Genomic DNA, 22663 nt, shown 5'->3' on the forward strand with positions numbered 1-22663 from the left:
GGTCTTCCGGTTCGTCGCGCGCAATGGGAACCTGTCCCCTATGGGGGCATTGAGCCATGTAAGGCATCGGTCCGGGCGGTCGCTCCTGGCGGTCGCGGTATCGGTCGCGGCCGTCGTCGCGGTGACCGGATGCGACCGGAAGGACAACGGAGTCAGCGCCATCGTGGTCGCGGTCACCACCGACAAGGTCGCTTCCCGCGCCCTGGAGAAGGGTGGTGTCGACGTCCGCTGGATGACCTGCAACGCGGATCTGAAGGGCGGCCGCACGGCCGGTGCTTCGTCCTCGGGTGACCACAAACGCGAGCGGGACGAGGGCATCGGGATCGACGCGTCGGTCGACTGCCGGGGCGAGACCGAGAGCGACAAGGACATCAAGGTCTCCGGCAAGGTCAGCTTCGTACGGAAGAACCACTGTGTACGGGGCCACTTGACGGCGTCCGTGGACGGGCGCCGGGCGTTCGAGGCGCGGGTGATCGGGGAGTGCGACGGCGGCCGGGACAACAACCGGGGCTCCGGGCGAGACAAGGACCGGGGCAACGACCGGGGCAACGGCCGGAACGACGACCACGGCAGTCGGCGCCCCGAGCCGCACCAGAGCTACCCCCTGGACCACCGAACCACACAGAGCACCCAGGGCAAGTAGGGGCGAGCGGGGACAGGCAGGGACCGCCGGCGGAGCGTCCCGGTACCATCCGGACCGTACTGGCCGACGATCCGTGAGGAGCCACCGGTGGCGGGAGAACCGCAGGCCGACTGCCTGTTCTGCAAGATTGTCTCGGGGGAGGTGCCGGCCACCGTCGTCCGCGAGACCGACACCACGGTCGCCTTCCGCGACATCAACCCCCAGGCGCCGACCCATATTCTGGTGATCCCCAAGGTGCACTACCCGGACGCGGCCTCCCTCGCCACGGCCGAGCCGCAGATCACCGCCGATGTGCTGCGCGAGGCGGGCGTGGTCGCGGCCGAGGAGAAGATCGACGGCACGGGCTTCCGCGTGGTGTTCAACACCGGCTCCGGCGCCGGGCAGACCGTCTTCCACGCACATGCCCACGTCCTGGGCGGCCGCGGCCTCAACTGGCCCCCCGGATAGTCCGGTGTCCGCACGCGAACTGGTCGTCCTCGGCACCGCCAGCCAGGTCCCCACCCGCCATCGCAACCACAATGGCTATCTGCTGCGGTGGGACGGCGACGGGCTGCTCTTCGACCCCGGTGAGGGCACCCAGCGCCAGATGCTGCGGGCCGGTGTCGCCGCGCACGACATCGACCGGATCTGTGTCACGCACTTCCACGGCGACCATTCGCTGGGTCTGGCCGGGGTGATCCAGCGGATCAACCTGGACAAGGTGCCGCATCCGGTGGCCGCGCACTACCCGGCGAGCGGACAGCGCTTCTTCGAGCGGCTGCGGTACGCCACCGCGTACCGCGAGACGGTGCCGCTGACCGAGCTGCCGATCGAGGGCGAGGGCGGGGTGATCGCCCGGACGCCCGCGTACACCCTGGAGACCGCCCGGCTCTCGCACCCCGTCGAGTCCTACGGCTACCGCCTGGTCGAGCCCGATGGCCGCCGCATACTGCCCGAACGGCTGGCGGCGCTCGGCATCCGCGGGGCGGACATCGGCCGCCTCCAGCGGGACGGCACGCTGGAGCGGGACGGGCGCACCATCGCACTCGAGGAGGTCAGCGAGGCCCGGTCCGGCCAGCGCTTCGCGTTCGTCATGGACACACGGCTGTGCGACGGTGCGTACGCCCTGGCGCAGGGGTGCGATCTGCTGGTCATCGAGTCGACGTTCCTGGACGAGGACGAGCCGCTGGCCGTCGAGTACGGCCATCTCACCGCTGGGCAGGCGGCCCGGCTCGCCACCGACGCGGGCGTCCGCCACCTCGTTCTGACCCACTTCTCCCAGCGCTACGGCGACCCTTGCGACTTCGAGCGCCAGGCCCGTGCCGCGGGCTTCGAAGGCGAGCTCACGGTGGCCCAGGACCTGATGACCGTGGCCGTGCCCAAGCGCCGCTGACGACGGCGTCCCGGGGCCGTGCCACGCCCCCCGGGACGCCGGACGCCGGAGCGCGCCGCCCGGTGACGGTGGGATCGGGCACACTGGCGGCACCTGCTTTTCGACGGCCGTTTCGACGGCGACGGCACGGCGGTGGCAGGGCGGCGGGGGCGCCGATCACGACCCGTTCGACCTGGGAGCACACGGTGACGACACATCACGGCGACGAGCATGCGGCGGGCCGCCCCCTGCTCGATCCGCTCGCGGCCGTTCGCGGGCCCGGCGATCCGGACTGCGATGTCTATCTGACCGGCACCGTCTTCCTCGACATCATCTTCACCGGCCTGGACTCCGCCCCCATCCGCGGCACCGAGTCCTGGGCGCGCGGGATGGGTTCCAGCCCCGGTGGCGTCGCCAATATGGCCACCGCCCTGGCCCGGCTGGGGCTGCGCACCTCCCTGGCCGCCGCCTTCGGCGACGACCACTACGGCGACTACTGCCGGGACGCGCTCGACCGCGGCGAGGGGATCGATCTGTCGCTGTCCCGGACCATCCCGGGCTGGCACTCCCCGGTGACGGTCTCCATGGCCTACGAGGGTGAGCGGACGATGGTCTCCCACGGCCACGAGGCGCCGCCGCCGGAGGAGCCCGCCCCCAGCTGCCCGCCCCCGGCTCGCGCCGCCATCGCCTCGCTGGTGCCCGGCCGCCGCGAGGAGTGGGTCGCGGAGGCCGCCCGCAAGGGCAGCCGGGTGTTCGCGGACGTCGGCTGGGACGACACCGGCCGCTGGGACCCGGCCGATCTCGCCGATCTGGAGCACTGCGAGGCGTTCCTGCCGAACGCGGCCGAGGCGATGAGCTACACCCGCACCGACTGCCCGCGCGCCGCCGCCCGCGCGCTCGCCGACCGCGTACCGCTCGCCGTCGTCACCCTGGGTGCCGAGGGGGCGTACGCGGTCGACGGCCGCACCGGGGAGGCCGCCGAGGTGCCCGCGATCAACGTGGAGGCGCTGGATCCGACCGGCGCCGGGGACGTGTTCGTCGCGGGTTTCGTCACCGGCACCCTGGCCGACTGGCCGCTGGCCGACCGGCTCGCCTTCGCCGGGCTGACCGCCGCGCTGTCCGTCCAGGAGTTCGGCGGCTCGCTGTCCGCGCCCGGCTGGGTCGAGATCGCCGCCTGGTGGCAGCACGCCCGCGCTTACGACGACCAGCCGCTGCGCCGTTACGCCTTCCTGGACCGGATACTTCCGGCCACCGCCCGCCCCTGGCCGCTCCGCCGGGCCGTCCCCACCATCGGCTTCCGGCAGGCATAGCATCCCCCCGGGGCCCGGCCGCGGGCGCGGATTCCGGGAATGGTGTGATGAGCGGGTACGGAGTAAAAGGGCTCGGGTCTTGTCGGTGCTCCGTCGTACCCTGGTAACCCAAGGTTGTCGAGCGGCGAGAACCGTTGACAGGAGGTAGGAGCAGGCCCGAGAGCCGGCCCATGACGCAACCAACCACAGCACAGCAGGCGCATGCGCAGTTCACGGTCCCGACCAAGCATCCGATGGTGATGGTCCTGGGATCAGGGGACTCGTTGCTGCGTGTGATCGAGAATGCGTTCCCGGCGACCGATATCCACGTGCGGGGCAATGAAGTCAGCGCCACGGGGGATCCCAAGGAAGTCGCCCTCATCCAGCGCCTGTTCGACGAGATGATGCTGGTGCTCCGCACCGGTCAACCGATGACGGAGGACGCGGTGGAGCGCTCGATCTCCATGCTGCGCTCGGCGGAGAACGGGGAGGGCGCGGTGGAGGAGACGCCCGCCGAGGTGCTCACGCAGAACATCCTCTCCAACCGCGGCCGCACCATCCGTCCCAAGACGCTCAATCAGAAGCGCTATGTCGATGCCATCGACAAGCACACGGTTGTCTTCGGCATCGGCCCCGCCGGCACCGGCAAGACCTATCTGGCCATGGCCAAGGCGGTCCAGGCGCTTCAGTCCAAGCAGGTCAACCGGATCATCCTGACGCGTCCGGCGGTCGAGGCGGGGGAGCGGCTCGGCTTCCTGCCCGGCACGCTCTACGAGAAGATCGATCCGTATCTGCGGCCGCTCTACGACGCGCTGCACGACATGCTCGACCCCGACTCCATCCCGCGTCTGATGGCCGCGGGCACGATCGAGGTCGCGCCGCTGGCGTATATGCGTGGTCGTACGCTCAACGACGCGTTCATCATCCTCGACGAGGCGCAGAACACGAACCCCGAGCAGATGAAGATGTTCCTCACCCGGCTCGGCTTCGACTCCAAGGTCGTGATCACGGGTGACATCACCCAGATCGACCTGCCCGGCGGGACCAAGAGCGGTCTGCGCCAGGTCCGGGAGATCCTGGAGGGCGTCGACGACGTCCACTTCTCCATGCTCACCAGCACCGACGTGGTCCGGCACAAGCTGGTCGGCCGCATCGTCGACGCGTACGACCAGTACGACAGCCGCAACGGAAAGTAACTGCGAAGCCCCATGGCGATCGACGTCAACAACGAATCCGGCACGGACATCGACGAGCGGGCGGTGCTGGACGTCGCCCGCTACGCCCTGGCCCGGATGCGTATCCACCCGCTCTCCGAGCTCTCGGTGATCGTCGTTGACGCCGACGCCATGGAGCAGCTCCACATCCAGTGGATGGACCTGCCGGGGCCCACCGATGTGATGTCCTTCCCGATGGACGAGCTGCGGCCGCCCGCCAAGGACGACGAGGAGCCCCCGCAGGGTCTCCTCGGGGACATCGTGCTCTGCCCCGAAGTGGCCAAGAAGCAGGGCGAGGAGGCGCCGACCGGCCACTCCATGGACGAGGAGCTCCAGCTGCTCACCGTCCACGGCGTCCTCCACCTCCTCGGCTACGACCACGAGGAGCCGGACGAGCGCGCCGAGATGTTCGGCCTCCAGGCCGCGATCGTCGACGGCTGGCGCGCCGAGTACGGTCTGACCGGCCCCTCCCCGGCCCCCACCACCCGATGAGCGGGCAGCTCGTCACGGCGGCCGTCCTGCTGGTGGTCGTCGCCTGGCTGGCGGCGTGCGCCGAGGCGGGCCTCGCCCGCACCACCCGGTTCCGGGCCGAGGAGGCCGTGCGCACCGGGCGGCGCGGCAGCGCCAAACTGATGCATGTCGCCGAGGACCCCACCCGCTATCTCAATGTCGCGCTGCTGCTCCGGGTGGCCTGCGAAGTGGCGGCGGGCGCGGTGGTCACCTACGCCTGTCTGAGCGAGTTCCCCGAGACCTGGAAGGCGCTGACGGTCGCCATCGGCGTCATGGTCCTGGTGTCGTATGTCGCCGTCGGCGTCTCACCGCGCACCATCGGCGCCCAGCACCCGCTGAACACCTCGACCGCGGCTGCCTATGTGCTGATCCCGCTGGCCCGGGTCATGGGCCCGATCCCGCCGCTGCTGATCCTCCTCGGTAACGCGCTCACGCCCGGAAAGGGCTTCCGCAAGGGCCCGTTCGCCTCCGAGGCCGAGCTGCGCGCCCTGGTCGACCTCGCCGAGCAGGAGTCGCTGATCGAGGACGAGGAGCGGCGCATGGTCCACTCCGTGTTCGAGCTCGGCGACACCCTGGTGCGCGAGGTGATGGTGCCGCGCACCGACCTCGTTGTCATCGAGCGCTACAAGACCATCCGGCAGGCGCTCACCCTCGCGCTGCGCTCCGGCTTCTCCCGGATCCCGGTCACCGGGGAGAACGAGGACGACATCGTCGGGATCGTCTACCTCAAGGACCTGGTCCGCAAGACACATATCAACCGCGAGGCCGAATCCGAGCTGGTCTCCACCGCGATGCGGCCCGCCGCCTTCGTCCCGGACACCAAGAACGCGGGCGATCTGCTGCGCGAGATGCAGCAGGACCGCAGCCATGTGGCCGTAGCCATCGACGAGTACGGCGGTACGGCCGGGATCGTGACCATCGAGGACATCCTCGAGGAGATCGTCGGTGAGATCACCGACGAGTACGACCGGGAGCTGCCGCCCGTCGAGGATCTGGGCGAGGGCACCCACCGGGTCACCGCCCGGCTCGACCTCGGCGATCTGGGCGAGCTGTACGGGACGGATCTGGAGGACGAGGACGTCGAGACGGTCGGCGGACTGCTCGCCAAGGCCCTGGGCCGGGTGCCGATCGCGGGTGCCACGGCCGAGGTCGATATCCCCGAGGGCGGCGCGGACCCGGCCCTCAAGGCCCTTCGGCTGACGGCCGAGTCCCCGGCCGGCCGCCGCAACCGCATCGTCACGGTGCTGGTCGAGCCGGTCCGGGAGACCGCCGCCGCCGAATCGGAGTCATAGCCGGTCCACCGTCTGACAGCGTCAGTCGGCGTTCACCGTCCCCTCACCGCACGCCCCCACCGGGCGCTGTGCCTCCTCTCCGCGCGCCCCCACGGGCGCGTCGGCGCGGCCGCGGGCTGCCCCGATGCGCCCCGTCACGCCCGCGCAGCCGGGCGCGCGGGGCCGCGCTGCGCCATACGGGTGGAAAGGGTCCCCGCACTCTGGCCCATCTGGCCTAGGCACCTGCTTACTTGCAGATACCGACTGGTGGGTCGCCCATACCTCTGTCGGGGGACAGTCGGACCGTCTACTTGACGTAGACGGTCGGCCGTATGGGCACCCCCGTACAGATGGGCACGGCCCCCGCAGGACACCTGGCGGGGGCCGTGACGGCCCACTTCCTATCGCGACCCGGGAAGGGGCCAACTTCATGGCTGCCTCGACCACTGTGGTGACGTCCACGCCGAACCCCTCGGTCTTCGGACAGGCCGTCACCTTTACCGCGACCGTCGCCTCGGTGCCACCCGGGGCCATCACACCGACCGGTACAGTCGACTTCTCCGTGGACTCCGGCGCACCCGTGACCGTCCCCGTCGACGCCAGCGGACAGGCGTCGTTCACCACCACCTCCCTGACCGTGGGTCCCCACGCGGTGACCGCCACCTACAGCGGTGACGCCAATCTCGACCCTTCGACGGGCTCCACCATCCAGCAGGTCAATGCGGCGACGACCACCACTACCCTCACCGTCTCGCCGAATCCCGCGGTGTGCGGGCAGAGCGTCACGCTGAGCGCCACGGTGGCGACCGTGCCCGCGGGCCCTGTCCCCACCGGTACGGTCACCTTCATCGTCAGCGACGACGGCCCGGCCCTGGTCGCGAATCTGGACGCCACCGGGCAGGCATCGGTCACCGTGGACGCCGGCGATCTGACGGTGGGCGCGCATCTCGTCGCCGCCTTCTACAGCGGCGATCCGGGCTTCAGCCCCTCCAACTCCGCCCTGGTGCCGCTCACGGTCAATCAGGCGAGCTCCACCGTCACCTTCACCGCGACTCCGAGTCCCTCGGTCTGCGGCGAGTCGGTGACGCTGTGCGCCCAGGTGACGGTCGAGGAGCCCGGCACCTGTACCCCGACGGGCACCGTGACCTTCTCGGTGACCGGCGGTCCGACGCTGACCGCGGAGGTCAACGCGACCGGCCAGGCGTGTGTGACCACGGACCAACTCCTGGTCGGCACCGACACGGTGACGGTCACGTACTCGGGGAACACCGATGTCGCGGGTTCCAGCACCACCGGGACCATTGTGGTGAACCAGGGCACCTCGACGACCTTGGTGACGGTCACGCCCAACCCCGCGGTGTGCGGTCAGGCGGTGACGATCTGCGCCCAGGTGACGGTCGGCGCACCGAGCACCTGCGTCCCGACCGGAGACGTGACCTTCACCATCTCCGGTGGTCCGACGCTGACCGGCGCGCTCGACGCGAGTGGTCAGGCGTGTGTGACCATTAGTGGGCTGGGGGCGGGCAGCTACACGGTGACCGCCACCTACGAGGGCAACGCCGACATCGCGGCCTCGACCGGGACTGGGACCATCAATGTCGACCAGGGCGTCTCGTCCACCGCGGTGACGATCACGCCCGATCCCTCGGTGTGCGGTGAGGCGGTGACGATCTGTGCTCAGGTGACGGTCGCGGCCCCGAGCACCTGCGTCCCGACCGGGGATGTGACCTTCACCATCTCCGGTGGTCCGACGCTGACCGGCACGCTCGACGCCAGTGGTCAGGCGTGTGTGACGACCAGCTCCATCCCCGTCGGCCCGCACACGGTGACCGCCAGCTACCCGGGCAACGACGATGTCCAGGGCTCTACCGGTACCGCGGGGCTGACGGTCAACCAGGCCGCTTCCACCACCGCGCTGACCGTGACTCCCAACCCGTCGGTGTGCGGTGAGGCGGTGACCCTGTGCGCTCAGGTGGCGGTGGTGGCGCCGGGGACCTGTGTGCCGACTGGAACGGTGACCTTCGCGATCAGTGGGGGTCCGACTCTGACGGGCACGCTCGACGCCAGTGGTCAGGCGTGTGTGACCACCAGTGCCATCCCCGTCGGCAGCCACGTCGTCACCGCCACCTACGCCGGTGACACGGGAGTCGCGGGCTCCTCGACCACCGGAACGGTCCTGGTGAACCAGGGAGTCTCGACCACCACGGTGTCGGTCACGCCCGACCCCTCGGTGTGCGGTCAGGCGGTGACGATCTGCGCTCAGGTGACGGTCGCGGGGCCGAGTACCTGTGTCCCGACCGGGGATGTGACCTTCGCGATCAGTGGGGGTCCGACTCTGACGGGCACGCTCGACGCCAGTGGCCAGGCGTGTGTGACCACCACAGCCATCCCCGTCGGCAGCCACACGGTGACGGCGACGTACGCGGGTTCCACGGACGTCGCGGGCTCCTCCGGTACGGCGACGATCAATGTGAACCCGGCGGCGTCCACCACGACGCTCACGGTGACGCCCGGTTCGCCGGTGTGCGGCCAGGCGGTGACCCTGTGCGCCCAGGTCACCACCGTGCCACCCGGGACCTGCGTGCCGACCGGAACAGTGACCTTCGCGATCAGTGGTGGTCCGACTCTGACGGGCACGCTCGACGCCAGTGGCCAGGCGTGTGTGACCACCAGCGCCATCCCCGTCGGCACGCACACCGTCACTGCCACCTACGCGGGCGGCGGAGGCGTGGCGGGCTCGTCGGCCACCGGCTCGGTCACCGTCGGCCAGGCCGCTTCCACCACGGTGCTGACCGTGACCCCCAACCCGTCGGTGTGCGGTGCGGCGGTGACCCTGTGCGCCCAGGTCACCACCGTGCCACCCGGGACCTGCGTCCCGACCGGAACAGTGACCTTCGTGGTCGCCGGTGGTCCGACGCTGACCGGCGCGCTCGACGCGAGTGGTCAGGCGTGTGTGACCATCAGCGGGCTGGCGGCGGGCAGCTACACGGTGACCGCCACCTACGAGGGCAACGGCGACATCGCGGCCTCGACCGGCACTGGGACCATCAATGTCGACCAGGGCGTCTCGTCCACCGCGGTCACGGTCACGCCCAACCCCTCGGTGTGCGGTGAGGCGGTGACGATCTGTGCTCAGGTGACGGTCGCGGCCCCGAGCACCTGCGTCCCGACCGGGGATGTGACCTTCACCATCTCCGGTGGTCCGACGCTGACCGGCACGCTCGACGCCAGTGGTCAGGCGTGTGTGACGACCAGCTCCATCCCCGTCGGCCCGCACACGGTGACCGCCAGCTACCCGGGCAACGACGATGTCCAGGGCTCTACCGGTACCGCGGGGCTGACGGTCAACCAGGCCGCTTCCACCACCGCGCTGACCGTGACTCCCAACCCGTCGGTGTGCGGTGAGGCGGTGACCCTGTGCGCTCAGGTGACCACCGTGCCGCCGGGGACCTGTGTGCCGACTGGAACGGTGACCTTCGCGATCAGTGGTGGTCCGACGCTGACCGGCACGCTCGACGCCAGTGGTCAGGCGTGTGTGACCACCAGTGCCATCCCCGTCGGCAGCCACGTCGTCACCGCCACCTACGCCGGTGACACGGGAGTCGCGGGCTCCTCGACCACCGGAACGGTCCTGGTGAACCAGGGAGTCTCGACCACCACGGTGTCGGTCACGCCCGACCCCTCGGTGTGCGGTGAGGCGGTGACGATCTGTGCTCAGGTGACGGTCGCGGGGCCGAGTACCTGTGTCCCGACCGGGGATGTGACCTTCGCGATCAGTGGTGGTCCGACTCTGACGGGCACGCTCGACGCCAGTGGTCAGGCGTGTGTGACCACCACAGCCATCCCCGTCGGCAGCCACACGGTGACGGCGACGTACGCGGGTTCCACGGACGTCGCGGGCTCCTCCGGTACGGCGACGATCAATGTGAACCCGGCGGCGTCCACCACGACGCTCACGGTGACGCCCGGTTCGCCGGTGTGCGGCCAGGCGGTGACCCTGTGCGCCCAGGTCACCACCGTGCCACCCGGGACCTGCGTGCCGACCGGAACAGTGACCTTCGCGATCAGCGGTGGTCCGACTCTGACCGGCACGCTCAATGCCAGTGGTCAGGCGTGTGTCACCACCAGCGCCATCCCCGTCGGCACGCACACCGTGACCGCCACCTACGCGGGCGGCGGAGGTGTCGCGGGCTCGTCGGCCACCGGCTCGGTCACCGTCGGCCAGGCCGCTTCCACCACGGCGCTGACCATCACCCCCAACCCGTCGGTGTGCAGCCAGTCGGTCAACCTCTGCGCCCAGGTGGCGACCGTGTTGCCCGGGACCTGCACCCCGACCGGAACGGTGACCTTCGTGGTCGCGGGCGGTCCGACCCTGACCGGCACGCTCAACGCCGGCGGTCAGGCGTGTGTCACGGCCACCGGACTGGGCGTGGGCCCGCACACGGTGACGGCGACGTACAGCGGCAACACCGGAGTGGCGGCTTCGACGGCCTCCGGGACGGCCACCGTCAACTCGACGCCGACCACGACCACGGTCACCTCCTCGCCCAACCCGTCGTCGCCCGGCCAGACGGTGACCTTCACCGCGACCGTGGCCCCGGTGGCTCCGGGGACGGGAACTCCGACCGGCACCGTGACGTTCGTGATCAGCGGTGGCCCCATCCTCATCGGCACGCTCAACGCCTCCGGACAGGCCACCGTGAGCACCAACACCCTCACCAGCGGCCCGCACACGGTCACCGCCATCTACAGCGGCGACACCTGCTACAGCTCGTCGTCCGGCACGCTCGTCCAGAACGTGTCCGCCGTGAACACAACGCTGACGGCGACCCCGGCGACGATCCGGCTGCGGTTCAACGGAACGCTGATCATCCCGACCTTGAGCGCCACGCTCAGGGATCAGTCCAACAACCCCCTGCCGGGGCAGACCATCACCTTCGTGGCCAACTCCGTGCTGGGGCCGATCAGTCTGGGCAGCGCCGTCACCAACGCCAGTGGTACCGCGACGCGCACCAACGTGACCGTGCCGCCGACCGTGCTCACGGCCTCGACCTACACCGCCTCGTTCGCGGGAGCGCCCGGTCTGAGCCCGGCGTCGGCCAACGCCTCACTGAGGTTCCAGCCGACACCGATCCTCCCCTGAGGACGGAACGGGGGAACCTGCCCTGACCCACCCATAGCTGCGCCGGACCGCATCCAGCGGTCCGGCGCAGCTGTGGTTCGCGGATGTGTCAGCCGCGGCCACGGCGCCCGCGCAGGCCCAGGCCGGCCGCCACCGCGATCAGCGCGACAACCGCCGCGTCCACACCGATACCCAGCCGGACGCCGCCCAGCGTCGAGGCCGCGAAGTCCGCGCCGCCGTCGCGCAGCGACGCGATATGGGCCGAGGCGAGGGCGCTCAGCAGCGGGATGCCCACGGTCATACCGATCTGCTGGGAGCTGGTCACCAGCCCAGTGGCCAGGCCCTGTTCCTGGTCCGGCAGACCGGAGGTGGCGATGACACCGTACGAGACGATCACCCACAGGTGGGCGACACTGGCGGTGCTCACCGCCGCCATGGCCAGCCAGGCACCGGCGGTGGCGTTCTCGCCAAGACCCACCATCACGGCCGTCAGCACCGCCTGGATCAGCATCGACCCGACCAGGGTGCGACGGGCGCCGAAGCGGCCGATCACCTTGGGCGCGACCACTCCGGCGACCGCGGACAGCACCCCCTGCACACCGAAGACCAGACCGGTGATGAGCGACGACAGCTTCAGCACCTCCTGGAGATACAGCGTCAGCAGGAAGATGACCGAGCTCATCATCGCGAAGGTGGTCAGCCCGGCCAGATTGCCCCAGGCCACGGTGGGACGGCGCAGCATCGGCAGGGACACCAGCGGCTCGGCGGCCCGGGACTCCACGACGGCGAACGCCACCAGCAGCAGGGCGCCACCGACCAGCGCCACGATCACATCGGCGCCGCCGAAACCGCGCTCGGCGGCCGTCGACAGGGCGTAGATGACACCGAGCAGTCCGCCGGTGACGGTCACCGCGCCCGGTACGTCCAGCCGTGGCCGTCGCGGATGGCGCGACTCCGTCAGCAACGCGGGGGCGACGGCCAGCACCAGGGCGCCCGCGACCGTGAGCAGCCCCATGGTGGAGCGCCAGCCGAGCGCGTCGGTCATTCCGCCGCCCAGGACCATGCCGATGGTGAAGCCCAGCGACATCAGGGTGCCGCTGATGCCCAGGGCGCGTTCGCGCTGCGGGCCTTCGGCGAAGGTGGTGGTGAGCAGTGACATACCGGTCGGCACGATGAGCGCCGCGCCCAGCCCCTGTGCGGCTCGTGCGGCGAGGAAGACGGCCGGGTTCCAGGCCAGTGTGGCCAGCAGGGAGGCCACCGTGAACAGCGCGAGCCCGGTGAGGAACAGCTTGCGCCGCCCGTACAGGTCGGCCACCCGGCCGAAGAACAGCAGGAAGCCGCCGGAGGGCAGGGCGAAGGCGGTGACCGCCCACTGGAGGTCGGACTGGCCCATGCCCAGGTCCCGGCCGAGCGCGGGGAGGGCCACGTTCAGGATCGAGAAGTCCAGCGCCACCATGAACTGGGCGGCGCACAGCACCATCAGGATCAGCTTGGCGCGGCCGGTCAGCCGCGCGGGAGCCGGATCGGGGACCGGGGGCCGAGCGGCGGTAGCGCGCTCGGCGGTGGGGTCGGAGAGGACGGAGGGGGAATCGATCGCCATGGACAACAGGTTCGAATGATCCAGGAGGACGTGGGGAGCGGGCACTTATCCTGTTGGCCGCACCACCAGCTTCAGCGAGAGCACGCCGGTGAGCGCACCGGTGAGGAGGGGGACGGCGTGGCAGCAGCCGCGGAGACGACGGCGAGGACACAGACCACCGGCAAGTCACACCGCCGACAGGAGCTGCGTGACTTCCTGATGAGCCGCCGGGCCCGGGTCAGCCCCGCGGACGCGGGGCTGCCGGACGGCGGCCGGCGCCGTACGCCGGGGTTGCGCCGGGAGGAGGTCGCGGTCCTGGCCGGGGTGGGCGCGTCCTGGTACCAGTGGCTGGAGCAGGGCCGGGACATCACCGTTTCGCCGCAGGTGCTGGACGCGGTCGCGCGGGTGCTCCGGCTCAACGACCCCGAGCGCCGCCACCTTTATGTGCTGGCCGGGCTCAATCCGCCCGTCCCCGCGTCCGAGTACGGCACGGACCATGTGAGCGAGGGGCTCCAACGGCTGATCGACGCCTGGATGCCGTTCCCGGCGCACATCATGGACCGCTACTGGAACATCATCGCCTACAACGACGGTGCCGCGCTGGTGCTGGGCTTCCGTCCGGAGTTGCCGCAGAACTGCCTGATCACCTTCTTCACCGACCCGGTCTACCGGGCCCGCGCCCAGAGCTGGGAGGAGAACGCGCCCTGGGTCGTCGCCCAGTTCCGCGCCTCCCTCTCCGACCACCCGGACGACGAGGGTTTCAGCGAGATCGTCGGTGAACTGGCGGATCTGAGTCCGGAGTTCACCGAGCTGTGGGAGCGCCGGGACATCCAGGTCGGCGGTCAGATGTACAAGGAGCTGCACCATCCGCTGGTGGGCGCGCTGCGCTTCGAGTCCACGCAGCTACGGGTCCCGGCCCGGCCCGACCTGACGATCGTGATGCACCATCCGATGCCGATCGAGGGCACCGGGACGGGGGCGGGTGCGCAGACCGTCGAGGAGACCACGGCGAAGCTGGAGTGGCTGCTCTCCCCGGAGGGACGGCGTGGCGGGATGTACTCGGTCGCGGGCTGACCCGCGAGCCACCCCACCGGCACCAGCGCCGGTCGGCGGCCCGCATATGCTCATCCGCATGAGCGAAGCAGCGCAGCTGGACCCGGAAGACCGCAAGATCGTCACGCTGGCCCGCTCGGCGCGGGCCCGCAACGGCGTGGCCGAGGGCGCCGCCGTGCGCGACGAGACGGGCCGCACCTATGTGGCCGGGACCGTCGCCCTGGACTCGCTCCGGCTGAGCGCGCTGCGGACCGCCGTCGCCATGGCCGTCGCCAGCGGTGCGAAGTCCCTGGAGGCCGCGGCCGTCGTGACCGAGGCCGGGACCGCCCCCGACGAGGACCGCGCGGCCGTACGGGACCTGGGCGGCGCCGGTACGCCGGTGCTGGTGGCGGACCCGGACGGCACCGTGCGCGCCACCCTCCCGGCCTGACGGGATCCCCGTCGGCAGCCGGTCCGCAGGACTGGTCCGAGCGGGTCGGGGCATCGGGGAGAATGGGCGCCATGAGTGTCCGTACCTCTCCGTCCCCGTCCGAGCCGGGGGAGACCCCGCACCGCTCGGGCTTCGCCTGCTTCGTCGGTCGCCCCAACGCGGGCAAGTCGACCCTCACCAACGCGCTGGTGGGGACGAAGGTCGCGATCACCTCCAACCGTCCGCAGACCACCCGGCACACCGTGCGCGGCATCGTGCACCGCCCCGACGCACAGCTGGTGCTCGTCGACACCCCCGGTCTGCACAAGCCGCGCACTCTGCTCGGCGAGCGTCTCAACGACGTCGTACGGACCACCTGGGCCGAGGTCGATGTGATCGGCTTCTGTCTGCCCGCCGATCAGAAGCTGGGCCCCGGCGACCGCTACATCGCCACCGAGCTGGCCGGGATCAAGAAGACCCCCAAGGTCGCGATCGTCACCAAGACCGACCTGGTCGAGCCCCAGCAGCTGGCCCAGCAGCTGCTGGCCGTCGACCGGCTCGGCACGGAGCTGGGCATCGAGTGGGCGGAGATCATCCCGGTCTCGGCGGTGGACGCGGAGAAGGAGGCGGGCCGCGGAGCCGCCGCCGAGGACGGGGACAGGCGGGGGGCCGGTCAGGTGAGCCTGCTGGCCGATCTGCTGGTCCCGCTGCTGCCCGAGGGCCCGGCGCTCTACCCCGAGGGCGACCTCACCGACGAGCCCGAGCAGGTCATGGTCGCCGAGCTGATCCGCGAGGCGGCGCTGGAGGGCGTACGGGACGAGCTGCCGCACTCCATCGCGGTGGTCGTCGAGGAGATGCTGCCGCGCGAGGACCGTCCCGCGGACAAGCCCCTCCTCGACATCCACGCCAACCTCTACATCGAGCGCCCCAGCCAGAAGGGGATCGTCATCGGCCCCAAGGGCCGACGGCTGAAGGACGTCGGAACGAAGTCCCGCAAGCACATCGAGGCGCTGCTGGGTACGCCCGTCTTCCTCGACCTTCATGTGAAGGTCGCCAAGGATTGGCAGCGCGACCCGAGGCAGCTGCGGAAGCTGGGTTTCTGAGCCCGGCCTCTAGCCGAGGCAGCTGCGGAAGCTGGGTTTCTGAGCGGGCGGCTGCTGAGCGGGCGGTACGGTCTACGCCCCCTCCTTGAGCACCGTGCGGATCAGCTCCCGCTGGGCCTCGCTCAGATGCGGGTCGGCGGTATGGACCGTACGGCCGTCGATGGTGATCTCGTAGTGGAAGCCGTCCGGGACGCCGCGTGTGGCGGCCGCGGCGCCCTTCTCGACGGCCTGGTGGGCCAGGGCGGCCAGATGGGTGGCGTCGGGCCGACCGGAGGTGTCCAGCTCGGCCCGGCGCTCGATTCCGGCGAATCCGCCGGTGCGGGTGACGGAAATACGCATGGGTCCATCACTACCCGAGGGCGGGCTCTAGCGCGCGCCCACCCGCGTCCGCAGATCCGTGATGCCGACCGCGGCCCATCCCTCCAGCACCGCCGACTGCTCCTCGCCCTCGCCGTAGCGTGAGTGCGCCGCGGCCACCGTGAGCTGGGCGAAGTCGCTGAACTCGGCGTCGGAGGCCAGATCGCCGCCAGTGAGCACGTCGTACCAGATCTGTCCGGCGCGCTCCCAGGCGTTGCCGCCGAGGGCCTTGGCGACGAGGTAGAAGGCGTGGTTGGGGATGCCGGAGTTGATGTGGACGCCGCCGTTGTCCCGTGAGGTGTGGACGTAGTCGTCCATCGTGCCGGGCTGCGGGTCCTTGCCGAGGACGTCGTCGTCGTAGGCCGTGCCGGGGGCCTTCATCGAGCGCAGCGCCACCCCGGTGACCCGCTCCGCGAGCAGCCCCTTGCCGATCAGCCAGTCGGCCTCCTCGGCGGTCTGGCCGAGGACGTGCTGCTTGACCAGCGAGCCGAAGACATCGGACATGGACTCGTTGAGCGCGCCGGACTGGCCGAAGTACTCCAGATTGGCGGTGTACTGCGTGACGCCGTGGGTGAGCTCGTGGGCCATCACATCGACCGGGATGGTGAAGTCGAGGAAGACCTCGCCGTCCCCGTCGCCGAAGACCATCTGCTCGCCGTCCCAGAAGGCGTTGTTGTAGTCCTCGCTGTAGTGGACGCTGGCGTTCAGCGGGAGGCCGGAGTCATCGATGGAGCGCCTGCCGTACGCCTTGAGGAAGAGCTCGAAGGTGGCGCCCAGACCGTCGTAGGCGCGGTTGGCCGACTGGTCCCGGCCGGCCTCGCCGCCCTCGTCGCGCACCTTCTTCCCCGGCAGCCGTGTCTCGTGCTTGGCGTCGTAGATGGTGCGCTTGGGCTTGTTGGAGGGGGCCCGCTCCACGGTGGTGGTGACCCCGCGGACGGTGGTGATCCGGCGGCGGGTGCGCTCCAGGGCGTCCCGCTCCAGGGTGCGGCGGGCGGGCTCGGCCACCGCGGGGTCGTCGGCGTGCGAGAGCTTGTCGAGGACGTGCGGCGGCACGATCGTGCAGAAGACACTGCGGGAGTTCGGGTTCGCGTCCATGCCTGGCAATGTGGCACTGCGCTGTCGAGTTGTCACTCCTTGCGGTCATGATTGATGAAATCGAGTGATTGATGGGCACATCCCGGCGGGAGGCGCGCGAGGGATGCCCCGTCCCGCATAGTGATACGGGCCCGCCGGAGCCGGGCGTCTCGGTTAGGCTGCTATCCATCATGCGTTTCGGGCTGCTTCTTCTTAGCTGCCGCGGCGAGGGCCTGTAGTCGTAGGCCGACCCCCTCCCCGCGGAGTTCGGTGTTGCGGTGATTACGCCCCGTCGGCCGCCCAGTGGACCTTCGTCCAGCGGACTCACGAGGAGCCCTACGCGTCATGACCCACTCCGATACGCCCGGCCATTCCGTCGGCCGCCGCACGCCGATCACCGCCGCGACCGTCACCCAGCGCCCCTCCGGGCTGCCGGTCCACCGCTACGGCCGCTACGAGGCCGTGGACATCCCCGACCGCACCTGGCCGGAGAACCGCATCACCGTCGCGCCGCGCTGGCTGTCCACCGATCTGCGGGACGGCAACCAGGCGCTGATCGACCCGATGTCCCCGGCCCGCAAGCGCGAGATGTTCGACCTGCTGGTCCGTATGGGATACAAGGAGATCGAGGTCGGCTTCCCCTCCTCCGGGCAGACCGACTTCGACTTCGTACGGTCGATCATCGAAGAGGGCGCGATCCCCGAGGACGTGACGATCTCCGTGCTGACCCAGGCGCGCGAGGAGCTGATCGAGCGCACCGTGGAGTCGCTGCGCGGCGCCCACCGGGCCACCGTGCACCTGTACAACGCGACCGCCCCGGTCTTCCGCCGAGTGGTTTTCCGCGGCAGCCGTGACCAGGTCAAGCAGATCGCGGTGGACGGCACCCGGCTGGTGATGGAGTACGCCGAGAAGATCCTGGACGACCGGACGGCCTTCGGCTACCAGTACAGCCCGGAGATCTTCACCGACACCGAGCTGGACTTCGCGCTGGAGGTCTGCGAGGGCGTGATGGACGTCTGGCAGCCCGAGGAGGGGCGCGAGATCATCCTGAATCTGCCCGCCACCGTCGAGCGCTCCACTCCCTCCACCCACGCCGACCGCTTCGAGTGGATGTCGCGCCATCTGTCCCGGCGTGAGCACATCTGTCTGTCGGTGCACCCGCACAACGACCGCGGCACCGCCGTCGCCGCCGCCGAGCTGGCGATCATGGCGGGGGCCGACCGGATCGAGGGCTGTCTGTTCGGGCAGGGCGAGCGCACCGGCAATGTCGACCTGGTGACGCTGGGCATGAACCTGTTCTCCCAGGGCGTCGACCCGCAGATCGACTTCTCGCAGATCGACGAGATCCGTCGCACCGCCGAGTACTGCAACCAGATGGAGGTCCACCCGCGCCACCCCTACGCGGGCGATCTGGTCTACACCGCCTTCTCCGGCTCCCACCAGGACGCCATCAAGAAGGGGTTCGAGGCGATGGACGCGCGCGCGGCCGAACAGGGCAAGAGCGTGGACGACATCGAGTGGGAGGTCCCGTACCTGCCCATCGACCCCAAGGACGTCGGTCGTTCCTACGAGGCCGTCATCCGGGTCAACTCCCAGTCCGGCAAGGGCGGCATCGCCTATGTCCTGAAGAACGACCACAACCTGGATCTGCCGCGGCGGATGCAGATCGAGTTCTCCAAGACGATTCAGGCCAAGACGGATGCCGAGGGCGGCGAGGTCACCCCGGCCCAGATCTGGTCGGCCTTCCAGGACGAGTACCTGCCGACGGACGACAATCAGTGGGGCGGGATCTCGCTGCGCTCGGCGCAGACCTCCACCACCACGGAGGGCACCGACGCGCTCACCGTCGAGGCCGTCGTGGACGGCGCCGAGGTGGTGCTGACCGGCTCCGGCAACGGCCCGCTGGCCGCCTTCTTCGATGCCCTGGCCTCGATCGACGTGGACGTCAGGCTGCTGGACTACACCGAGCACACGCTGAGCGAGGGCGCCGCGGCACAGGCCGCCGCGTACATCGAGTGCGCGATCGACGGCAAGGTGCTGTGGGGTGTGGGAATCGACGCCAACATCGTGCGCGCCTCCCTCAAGGCGGTGGTCTCGGCGGTCAACCGGGGCCGCCGCTAGCGACCGCCGGAGGGTTCGCCGCCAGGGCGATCGGCCCATCGGCAAGGGCCGGTTGACCCGTCACCCGCATGGGCCCCGTCCGCCGTCTGAGGTGGGCGGGGCCTCGGGTTTGGCCTGTTGTCTCCGTTCGGGGTACTGACGTCACATCATTGATGTGGCTAGCATCACGTCAACGCGGCAACGTGGCCGAAGCGTTATGGAGGTGTGACGTGGTGCACGCGCGTGCCCGACGAGACCGGGACCTGTGTGTGGTAGGCGTACGCACTCTGTGGCGGACCGTCGGCGACGGTGAGTTCTTCTGTCCCGACTGCGGAGGCGACCGCAACTACCGCCGCCGAACCGGCCGCCGCCGCATCGTGCTGCTCGGCCTGCCGCTGCTGCCCCGCGGACCGGTTGCCCCCGTCGTCGAGTGCGCCGCCTGCGGCGGCCGGTTCGGCACCGAGGCGCTCGACCACCCCACCACCACCCGCTTCTCCGCGATGCTGCGGGACGCCGTGCACACCGTCGCCCTCGCGGTGCTCGCCGCGGGCGGCACCGACGCGGCCGCGGTCCGCCAGATCGCGGTCGGCGCGGTCCGCGCGGCCGGGTTCGCCGAGTGCAGCGAGGACCAGCTCCTCTCCCTCATCGAGGCCCTCGCCGCCGACACCGGCCGCCTCCCCGGCGCCTGCGGCACCGGGGAGCGCGACGGTCTGGACCCGTGCGGCACGGCTCTGGCCATCGAGCTGCACGAGGCCCTGGAGCCCCTGGCCCCTCATCTGGCCCCCACCGGCCGTGAGGCGATCCTCCTCCAGGGCGCCCGGATCGCGGTCGCCGACGGCCCCTACCGCCCGGCCGAGCGCGCCGTCCTGGAAACCGTGGGCCGCGCCCTGATGATCGGCCCCGACGACACCGCCCGCCTCCTGGCCGCCACCCGCGCGCCCTTCTGACCGACGGACCATCGTGGAGGCGCTCCGTGCGGGCGCGTCCCCGCGGAACTCCTGGACGCCATACTGACCGTGGCGGCGGGGGAGTCCCTGCTGTCGCCGTCCGACCGCTCGGCTGATCGCGCGGATGCTGCGCGCCCCGTCCGCCCCGGCGCCCGGCGTTCCGGCGCCCGGGTACTGGCGGCGCTGTCGGAGCGGGAGCGCCAGGTGCTCACCCTTGTCGCGGGCGGGCTGAACAACGCCGTGGCGGCGGGGGCGCTCGGTCTCTCGCCGCTCACCACCAAGACACTTGTCAGTCGGCTCATGGGCAAGCTGGGCGCCCGGGACCGGGCCCAACTGGTCATCGCCGCCTACGAGTCGGGCATGATCACCCGGTCCGCTTCCAGCCCTCCGCCCTCCTCGGGGGCCTCCTGAGCGGGGTCGGCGCCTGACCGCGGCCCGGTTCGCGCCCCCGCTCACCCCGTGCCCGGCGCTCCCCAGCCCTTCCGGTAGGCCCTCCAGTCCTCCTCCGTGGCGGCGAAGTCCACGTACAGCGCCACCCCGAACCGCTTCCGGTGGCGGTCCTGGCGGCCCAGGCCGAGCCGGGTGCCGCGTACCGCCGCCGTGACCGTCTCGGCCCAGGCGTGACGGCCGATGTTGTTGGTGTGGTAGCCGGGCAGGCCCATCAGTAGATCCGTGGTGGGCGGGGTGATCTCGAGCGCGAGCTCGGTCTGCTGGGCCACATAGCCGCCGTACAGGCTCTCCAGCGGCATCGTGGTGTCGTACGACATCACCGCGATCTGGTCGACCCGCCGTGCCACCTGGCCGAAGTACTTCTGCGACCACCACTTGGGGTGGCCGGTGAAGAAGTCCGCCGCCGTGTGCAGCCCCGGCAGCGGGTCGATCTGATGGGCCGCCACCGACAGCGGGGCGCGGCGGGCGCGGGTGAGGGTGTGCAGTGCGTCGAGGAGCGCGAGGTAGGCGCGGTCACCGGAGTGCAGCGGCTCCAGGTCGAAGTGCACCCCGTCGAAGCCCGCGTCCAGTACCTGCCGCGCGGACCGCACCACACGGGCGCGGTTGTCCCGGTCCTCCAGCCGGAGCCCGGTCGGGCCCTCGGTGGCCAGCACATCGCCCAGCCACGCCTGCACCCGGACCCCGGGCAGTTCGCGGTGGACGGCCTTCAGCAGCCAGGCGGCCTTGGGGTAACGGGCCGCGGGCAGCGTGCCGTTGTGCTCCAGCGGACCCGCGTGGACGTACAGATCGCGGATGCCGCTGCCGCGTACCCGTCGGGCCAGCGCCGCCAGTTCCCGTTCGCCGTTGCGGCCGTCCACCCAGGCGTGGCCGAGCCAGACCGCGTCCCGGCCCCGGGTCTGGGTGCCGGGCTTGAGGTCCCCCGCGTACAGCAGCCGCAGTGAGACCCCGGCGGCGAGAACGGCGAGGGCCAGACTGCCTGCCAGAGCCGCCGTGACGCGCTTGGGCCACTTCAGCCGTGGGTGTTTCCAGACGCGTCGTACGCCGCGCAGTACCCGTCGGAACCGGTCGGCCGCGGCCTGGCCTATGCGTGGCTTCTTCACGAAGGGGAGGCTAGCGAGCGGTATGCGAGGAGTCGCATCCGGTTGTGTGTCCGGGGGTGTGTCCGATGGTGTGCCGCGCCGCGCCTACGCCACCGCGTCTAAGCCCGCCTCGTCGACGCCGGTGTCACATCTTGTCGCTCGGCAGTTCCTTGACCTCGGCCGTGGGCGTGTTCTTCTTGACCGACTCGACGCCCTTCTGGGCCGCGCTCCTGGACTCGTACGCTTCGCCGACCGCGATGATCTCGCCATTGCCCGCCTTCAGACGGAAGCGGTGCTTACCGGCCTTGTCCTCGTAGATCTCGAACTTGCCCGCCATGGCTATCCACCTCCGATGCGTCCCTGCCCCCCTCGAACCACCGCAGAGCGGCCGGGTGACCCTCGCACTCCGGTGGTCAGGGGGCCGGGGGCGGGGCTCCGAAGAGCGCGCGGCAGGGCTCCAGACCCCGCACCTCGACCGGAGTGGCGCGGTGTTCCTCCCAGGCGGCGCGGTCCAGCCGCAGCCGCTGGATGGTCCGGGCCGTGCCCCGTACGGCGACGGTCTCCACCCCGTCGGAGCGGTAGCCGAGCCGCCGCGACACCCCGAGCGAGCGCCCGTTCTCCACCATCGCACCCGAGGTCAGCCGGTTCGCCCCCAGGCCCTCGAAGGCCAGGTGCGCCGCCGCGGCCCGCATCTCCGTGCCGAAGCCCCGCCCCTGGTGGACCAGACCCAGCCAGGAGCCGGTCTCCGCCTCCCGGGTCACCGCGAAATCGTGTGCCATCAGGTCCTGCCGCCCGATCACCACGCCCTCATGCAGCACCGCCAGGCTCAGCGTCCAGGCCTCCGGGCGCCACTCCGCGACGGTCCGCAGCACATGCTGGAACGTGGCGCGCCCGCGCTCCTCCGGGGTCGCGTCGGTCCACGGAACGCTGAACGGCATCTCGGCCGGGTCGTGCACTCCCTCCGCCGCGACCGCGGCCAGCTCATCGAGCCGGGGGAGGTCGGGAAGGAGCAGTTCAAGACGTGGGGTGCGGACGCGGAGCCCGTACAGGGGCCAGAAATGAGGGTCCATGACGGGAGGCTGCCGGACGGCCCGTGGCTACGTCGACCTCAT

20 protein-coding genes are annotated in these 22663 nt (G+C 70.8%); 14 read left to right on the top strand and 6 right to left on the bottom strand.

Translation table 11 applies throughout. The features are described 5' to 3' along the window. Positions 1 to 40: 40 nt before the first annotated feature. The 8 genes from AC4BEG_RS23250 (at position 41) to AC4BEG_RS23285 (ending at position 11421) form a co-directional block, all read left to right on the top strand. Positions 41 to 643 (top strand): hypothetical protein, encoded by a 603-nt coding sequence (locus AC4BEG_RS23250; protein ID WP_490701674.1) that lies wholly within the window; start codon positions 41 to 43, stop codon positions 641 to 643. A gap of 87 nt (positions 644 to 730) precedes the next feature. Continuing rightward, positions 731 to 1090, top strand: coding sequence for a histidine triad nucleotide-binding protein (locus tag AC4BEG_RS23255; RefSeq protein ID WP_490701675.1), 360 nt, complete (start codon positions 731 to 733; stop codon positions 1088 to 1090). A gap of 4 nt (positions 1091 to 1094) precedes the next feature. Then, on the top strand, positions 1095 to 2015 hold the full coding sequence (locus AC4BEG_RS23260; RefSeq protein WP_490701676.1) for a ribonuclease Z: 921 nt from the start codon (positions 1095 to 1097) through the stop codon (positions 2013 to 2015). A 185-nt stretch (positions 2016 to 2200) separates the two neighbouring features. Continuing rightward, positions 2201 to 3304: a PfkB family carbohydrate kinase gene (locus tag AC4BEG_RS23265; protein WP_490701677.1), complete on the top strand. Its 1104-nt coding sequence runs from the start codon at positions 2201 to 2203 to the stop codon at positions 3302 to 3304. A 170-nt stretch (positions 3305 to 3474) separates the two neighbouring features. Next, positions 3475 to 4479: a PhoH family protein gene (locus tag AC4BEG_RS23270; protein ID WP_490701678.1), complete on the top strand. Its 1005-nt coding sequence runs from the start codon at positions 3475 to 3477 to the stop codon at positions 4477 to 4479. 12 nt (positions 4480 to 4491) lie between these two features. Then, positions 4492 to 4989 carry an rRNA maturation RNase YbeY gene (ybeY, locus tag AC4BEG_RS23275; protein ID WP_490701679.1) on the top strand — a complete coding sequence of 166 codons (498 nt, stop codon included), beginning with the start codon at positions 4492 to 4494 and terminating at the stop codon, positions 4987 to 4989. Then, a complete protein-coding gene (locus AC4BEG_RS23280) occupies positions 4986 to 6299 on the top strand; it encodes a hemolysin family protein (RefSeq protein ID WP_490701680.1) in 1314 nt (437 codons plus the stop codon). Before ybeY ends, AC4BEG_RS23280 begins: the two co-directional genes overlap by 4 nt. Before the next feature lie 409 nt (positions 6300 to 6708). Continuing rightward, the gene (locus AC4BEG_RS23285) at positions 6709 to 11421 is read left to right on the top strand and encodes an Ig-like domain repeat protein (protein ID WP_490701681.1); all 4713 of its coding nucleotides are present in this window, start codon (positions 6709 to 6711) and stop codon (positions 11419 to 11421) included. An 88-nt stretch (positions 11422 to 11509) separates the two neighbouring features. Here AC4BEG_RS23285 and AC4BEG_RS23290 read toward each other — a convergent pair whose 3' ends face one another. Beyond that, positions 11510 to 13000: an MFS transporter gene (locus tag AC4BEG_RS23290; protein ID WP_490701682.1), complete on the bottom strand. Its 1491-nt coding sequence runs from the start codon at positions 12998 to 13000 to the stop codon at positions 11510 to 11512. Positions 13001 to 13198: 198 nt separating this feature from the next. On the opposite strand from AC4BEG_RS23290, the gene AC4BEG_RS23295 reads away from it, so the two are divergent. The 3 genes from AC4BEG_RS23295 to AC4BEG_RS23305 all read left to right on the top strand — a co-directional run bounded on the left by AC4BEG_RS23295 (position 13199) and on the right by AC4BEG_RS23305 (position 15544). Then, on the top strand, positions 13199 to 14053 hold the full coding sequence (locus AC4BEG_RS23295) for a helix-turn-helix transcriptional regulator (protein ID WP_490707169.1): 855 nt from the start codon (positions 13199 to 13201) through the stop codon (positions 14051 to 14053). Between the two features lie 58 nt (positions 14054 to 14111). After that, positions 14112 to 14462, top strand: coding sequence for a cytidine deaminase (locus AC4BEG_RS23300; protein ID WP_201875625.1), 351 nt, complete (start codon positions 14112 to 14114; stop codon positions 14460 to 14462). Between the two features lie 62 nt (positions 14463 to 14524). Continuing rightward, positions 14525 to 15544 (top strand): GTPase Era, encoded by a 1020-nt coding sequence (locus AC4BEG_RS23305; RefSeq protein WP_490701683.1) that lies wholly within the window; start codon positions 14525 to 14527, stop codon positions 15542 to 15544. Positions 15545 to 15616: 72 nt separating this feature from the next. Here AC4BEG_RS23305 and AC4BEG_RS23310 read toward each other — a convergent pair whose 3' ends face one another. After that, on the bottom strand, positions 15617 to 15883 hold the full coding sequence (locus AC4BEG_RS23310) for a protealysin inhibitor emfourin (RefSeq protein WP_490701684.1): 267 nt from the start codon (positions 15881 to 15883) through the stop codon (positions 15617 to 15619). 27 nt (positions 15884 to 15910) lie between these two features. Beyond that, entirely contained in the window at positions 15911 to 16996 is a 1086-nt protein-coding gene (locus tag AC4BEG_RS23315) for a M4 family metallopeptidase (protein ID WP_490701685.1), read from the bottom strand. A gap of 324 nt (positions 16997 to 17320) precedes the next feature. Between AC4BEG_RS23315 and leuA the strand changes: the two genes are divergently transcribed. From leuA to AC4BEG_RS23330, 3 genes are all read left to right on the top strand, one after another. Then, complete coding sequence (gene leuA / locus AC4BEG_RS23320; RefSeq protein ID WP_490701686.1) at positions 17321 to 19096, top strand: 2-isopropylmalate synthase; 1776 nt, start codon at positions 17321 to 17323, stop codon at positions 19094 to 19096. Positions 19097 to 19305: 209 nt separating this feature from the next. Beyond that, positions 19306 to 20022: a TerB family tellurite resistance protein gene (locus AC4BEG_RS23325; RefSeq protein WP_490701687.1), complete on the top strand. Its 717-nt coding sequence runs from the start codon at positions 19306 to 19308 to the stop codon at positions 20020 to 20022. A 69-nt stretch (positions 20023 to 20091) separates the two neighbouring features. Then, on the top strand, positions 20092 to 20433 hold the full coding sequence (locus AC4BEG_RS23330; RefSeq protein WP_490701688.1) for a response regulator transcription factor: 342 nt from the start codon (positions 20092 to 20094) through the stop codon (positions 20431 to 20433). Between the two features lie 41 nt (positions 20434 to 20474). Here the strand turns inward: AC4BEG_RS23330 and AC4BEG_RS23335 are convergent, their stop codons facing one another. From AC4BEG_RS23335 to AC4BEG_RS23345, 3 genes are all read right to left on the bottom strand, one after another. Further along, positions 20475 to 21572 carry a glycoside hydrolase family 18 protein gene (locus AC4BEG_RS23335; protein WP_490701689.1) on the bottom strand — a complete coding sequence of 366 codons (1098 nt, stop codon included), beginning with the start codon at positions 21570 to 21572 and terminating at the stop codon, positions 20475 to 20477. A gap of 124 nt (positions 21573 to 21696) precedes the next feature. After that, positions 21697 to 21888, bottom strand: a complete 192-nt coding sequence (locus AC4BEG_RS23340; protein ID WP_490701690.1) for a YegP family protein — start codon at positions 21886 to 21888, stop codon at positions 21697 to 21699. Positions 21889 to 21964: 76 nt separating this feature from the next. Continuing rightward, positions 21965 to 22621, bottom strand: coding sequence for a GNAT family N-acetyltransferase (locus AC4BEG_RS23345; protein ID WP_490701691.1), 657 nt, complete (start codon positions 22619 to 22621; stop codon positions 21965 to 21967). Between the last annotated feature and the right edge of the window lie 42 nt (positions 22622 to 22663).

It is taken from the genome of Streptomyces sp. JLBJ103, from assembly GCF_058215575.1.

Bases quoted from the DNA above. Each gene is read 5' to 3' on its own strand.
- AC4BEG_RS23250 (WP_490701674.1), top strand. From the start codon at position 41: ATGGGGGCATTGAGCCATGTAAGGCATCGGTCCGGGCGGTCGCTCCTG.
- AC4BEG_RS23315 (WP_490701685.1), bottom strand. From the start codon at position 16,996: ATGGACGCGAACCCGAACTCCCGCAGTGTCTTCTGCACGATCGTGCCG.
- AC4BEG_RS23310 (WP_490701684.1), bottom strand. From the start codon at position 15,883: ATGCGTATTTCCGTCACCCGCACCGGCGGATTCGCCGGAATCGAGCGC.
- AC4BEG_RS23340 (WP_490701690.1), bottom strand. From the start codon at position 21,888: ATGGCGGGCAAGTTCGAGATCTACGAGGACAAGGCCGGTAAGCACCGC.
- AC4BEG_RS23295 (WP_490707169.1), top strand. From the start codon at position 13,199: ATGAGCCGCCGGGCCCGGGTCAGCCCCGCGGACGCGGGGCTGCCGGAC.
- leuA (WP_490701686.1), top strand. From the start codon at position 17,321: ATGACCCACTCCGATACGCCCGGCCATTCCGTCGGCCGCCGCACGCCG.
- AC4BEG_RS23345 (WP_490701691.1), bottom strand. From the start codon at position 22,621: ATGGACCCTCATTTCTGGCCCCTGTACGGGCTCCGCGTCCGCACCCCA.
- AC4BEG_RS23280 (WP_490701680.1), top strand. From the start codon at position 4,986: ATGAGCGGGCAGCTCGTCACGGCGGCCGTCCTGCTGGTGGTCGTCGCC.
- AC4BEG_RS23305 (WP_490701683.1), top strand. From the start codon at position 14,525: ATGGGCGCCATGAGTGTCCGTACCTCTCCGTCCCCGTCCGAGCCGGGG.
- AC4BEG_RS23270 (WP_490701678.1), top strand. From the start codon at position 3,475: ATGACGCAACCAACCACAGCACAGCAGGCGCATGCGCAGTTCACGGTC.
- ybeY (WP_490701679.1), top strand. From the start codon at position 4,492: ATGGCGATCGACGTCAACAACGAATCCGGCACGGACATCGACGAGCGG.
- AC4BEG_RS23290 (WP_490701682.1), bottom strand. From the start codon at position 13,000: ATGGCGATCGATTCCCCCTCCGTCCTCTCCGACCCCACCGCCGAGCGC.
- AC4BEG_RS23285 (WP_490701681.1), top strand. From the start codon at position 6,709: ATGGCTGCCTCGACCACTGTGGTGACGTCCACGCCGAACCCCTCGGTC.
- AC4BEG_RS23300 (WP_201875625.1), top strand. From the start codon at position 14,112: ATGAGCGAAGCAGCGCAGCTGGACCCGGAAGACCGCAAGATCGTCACG.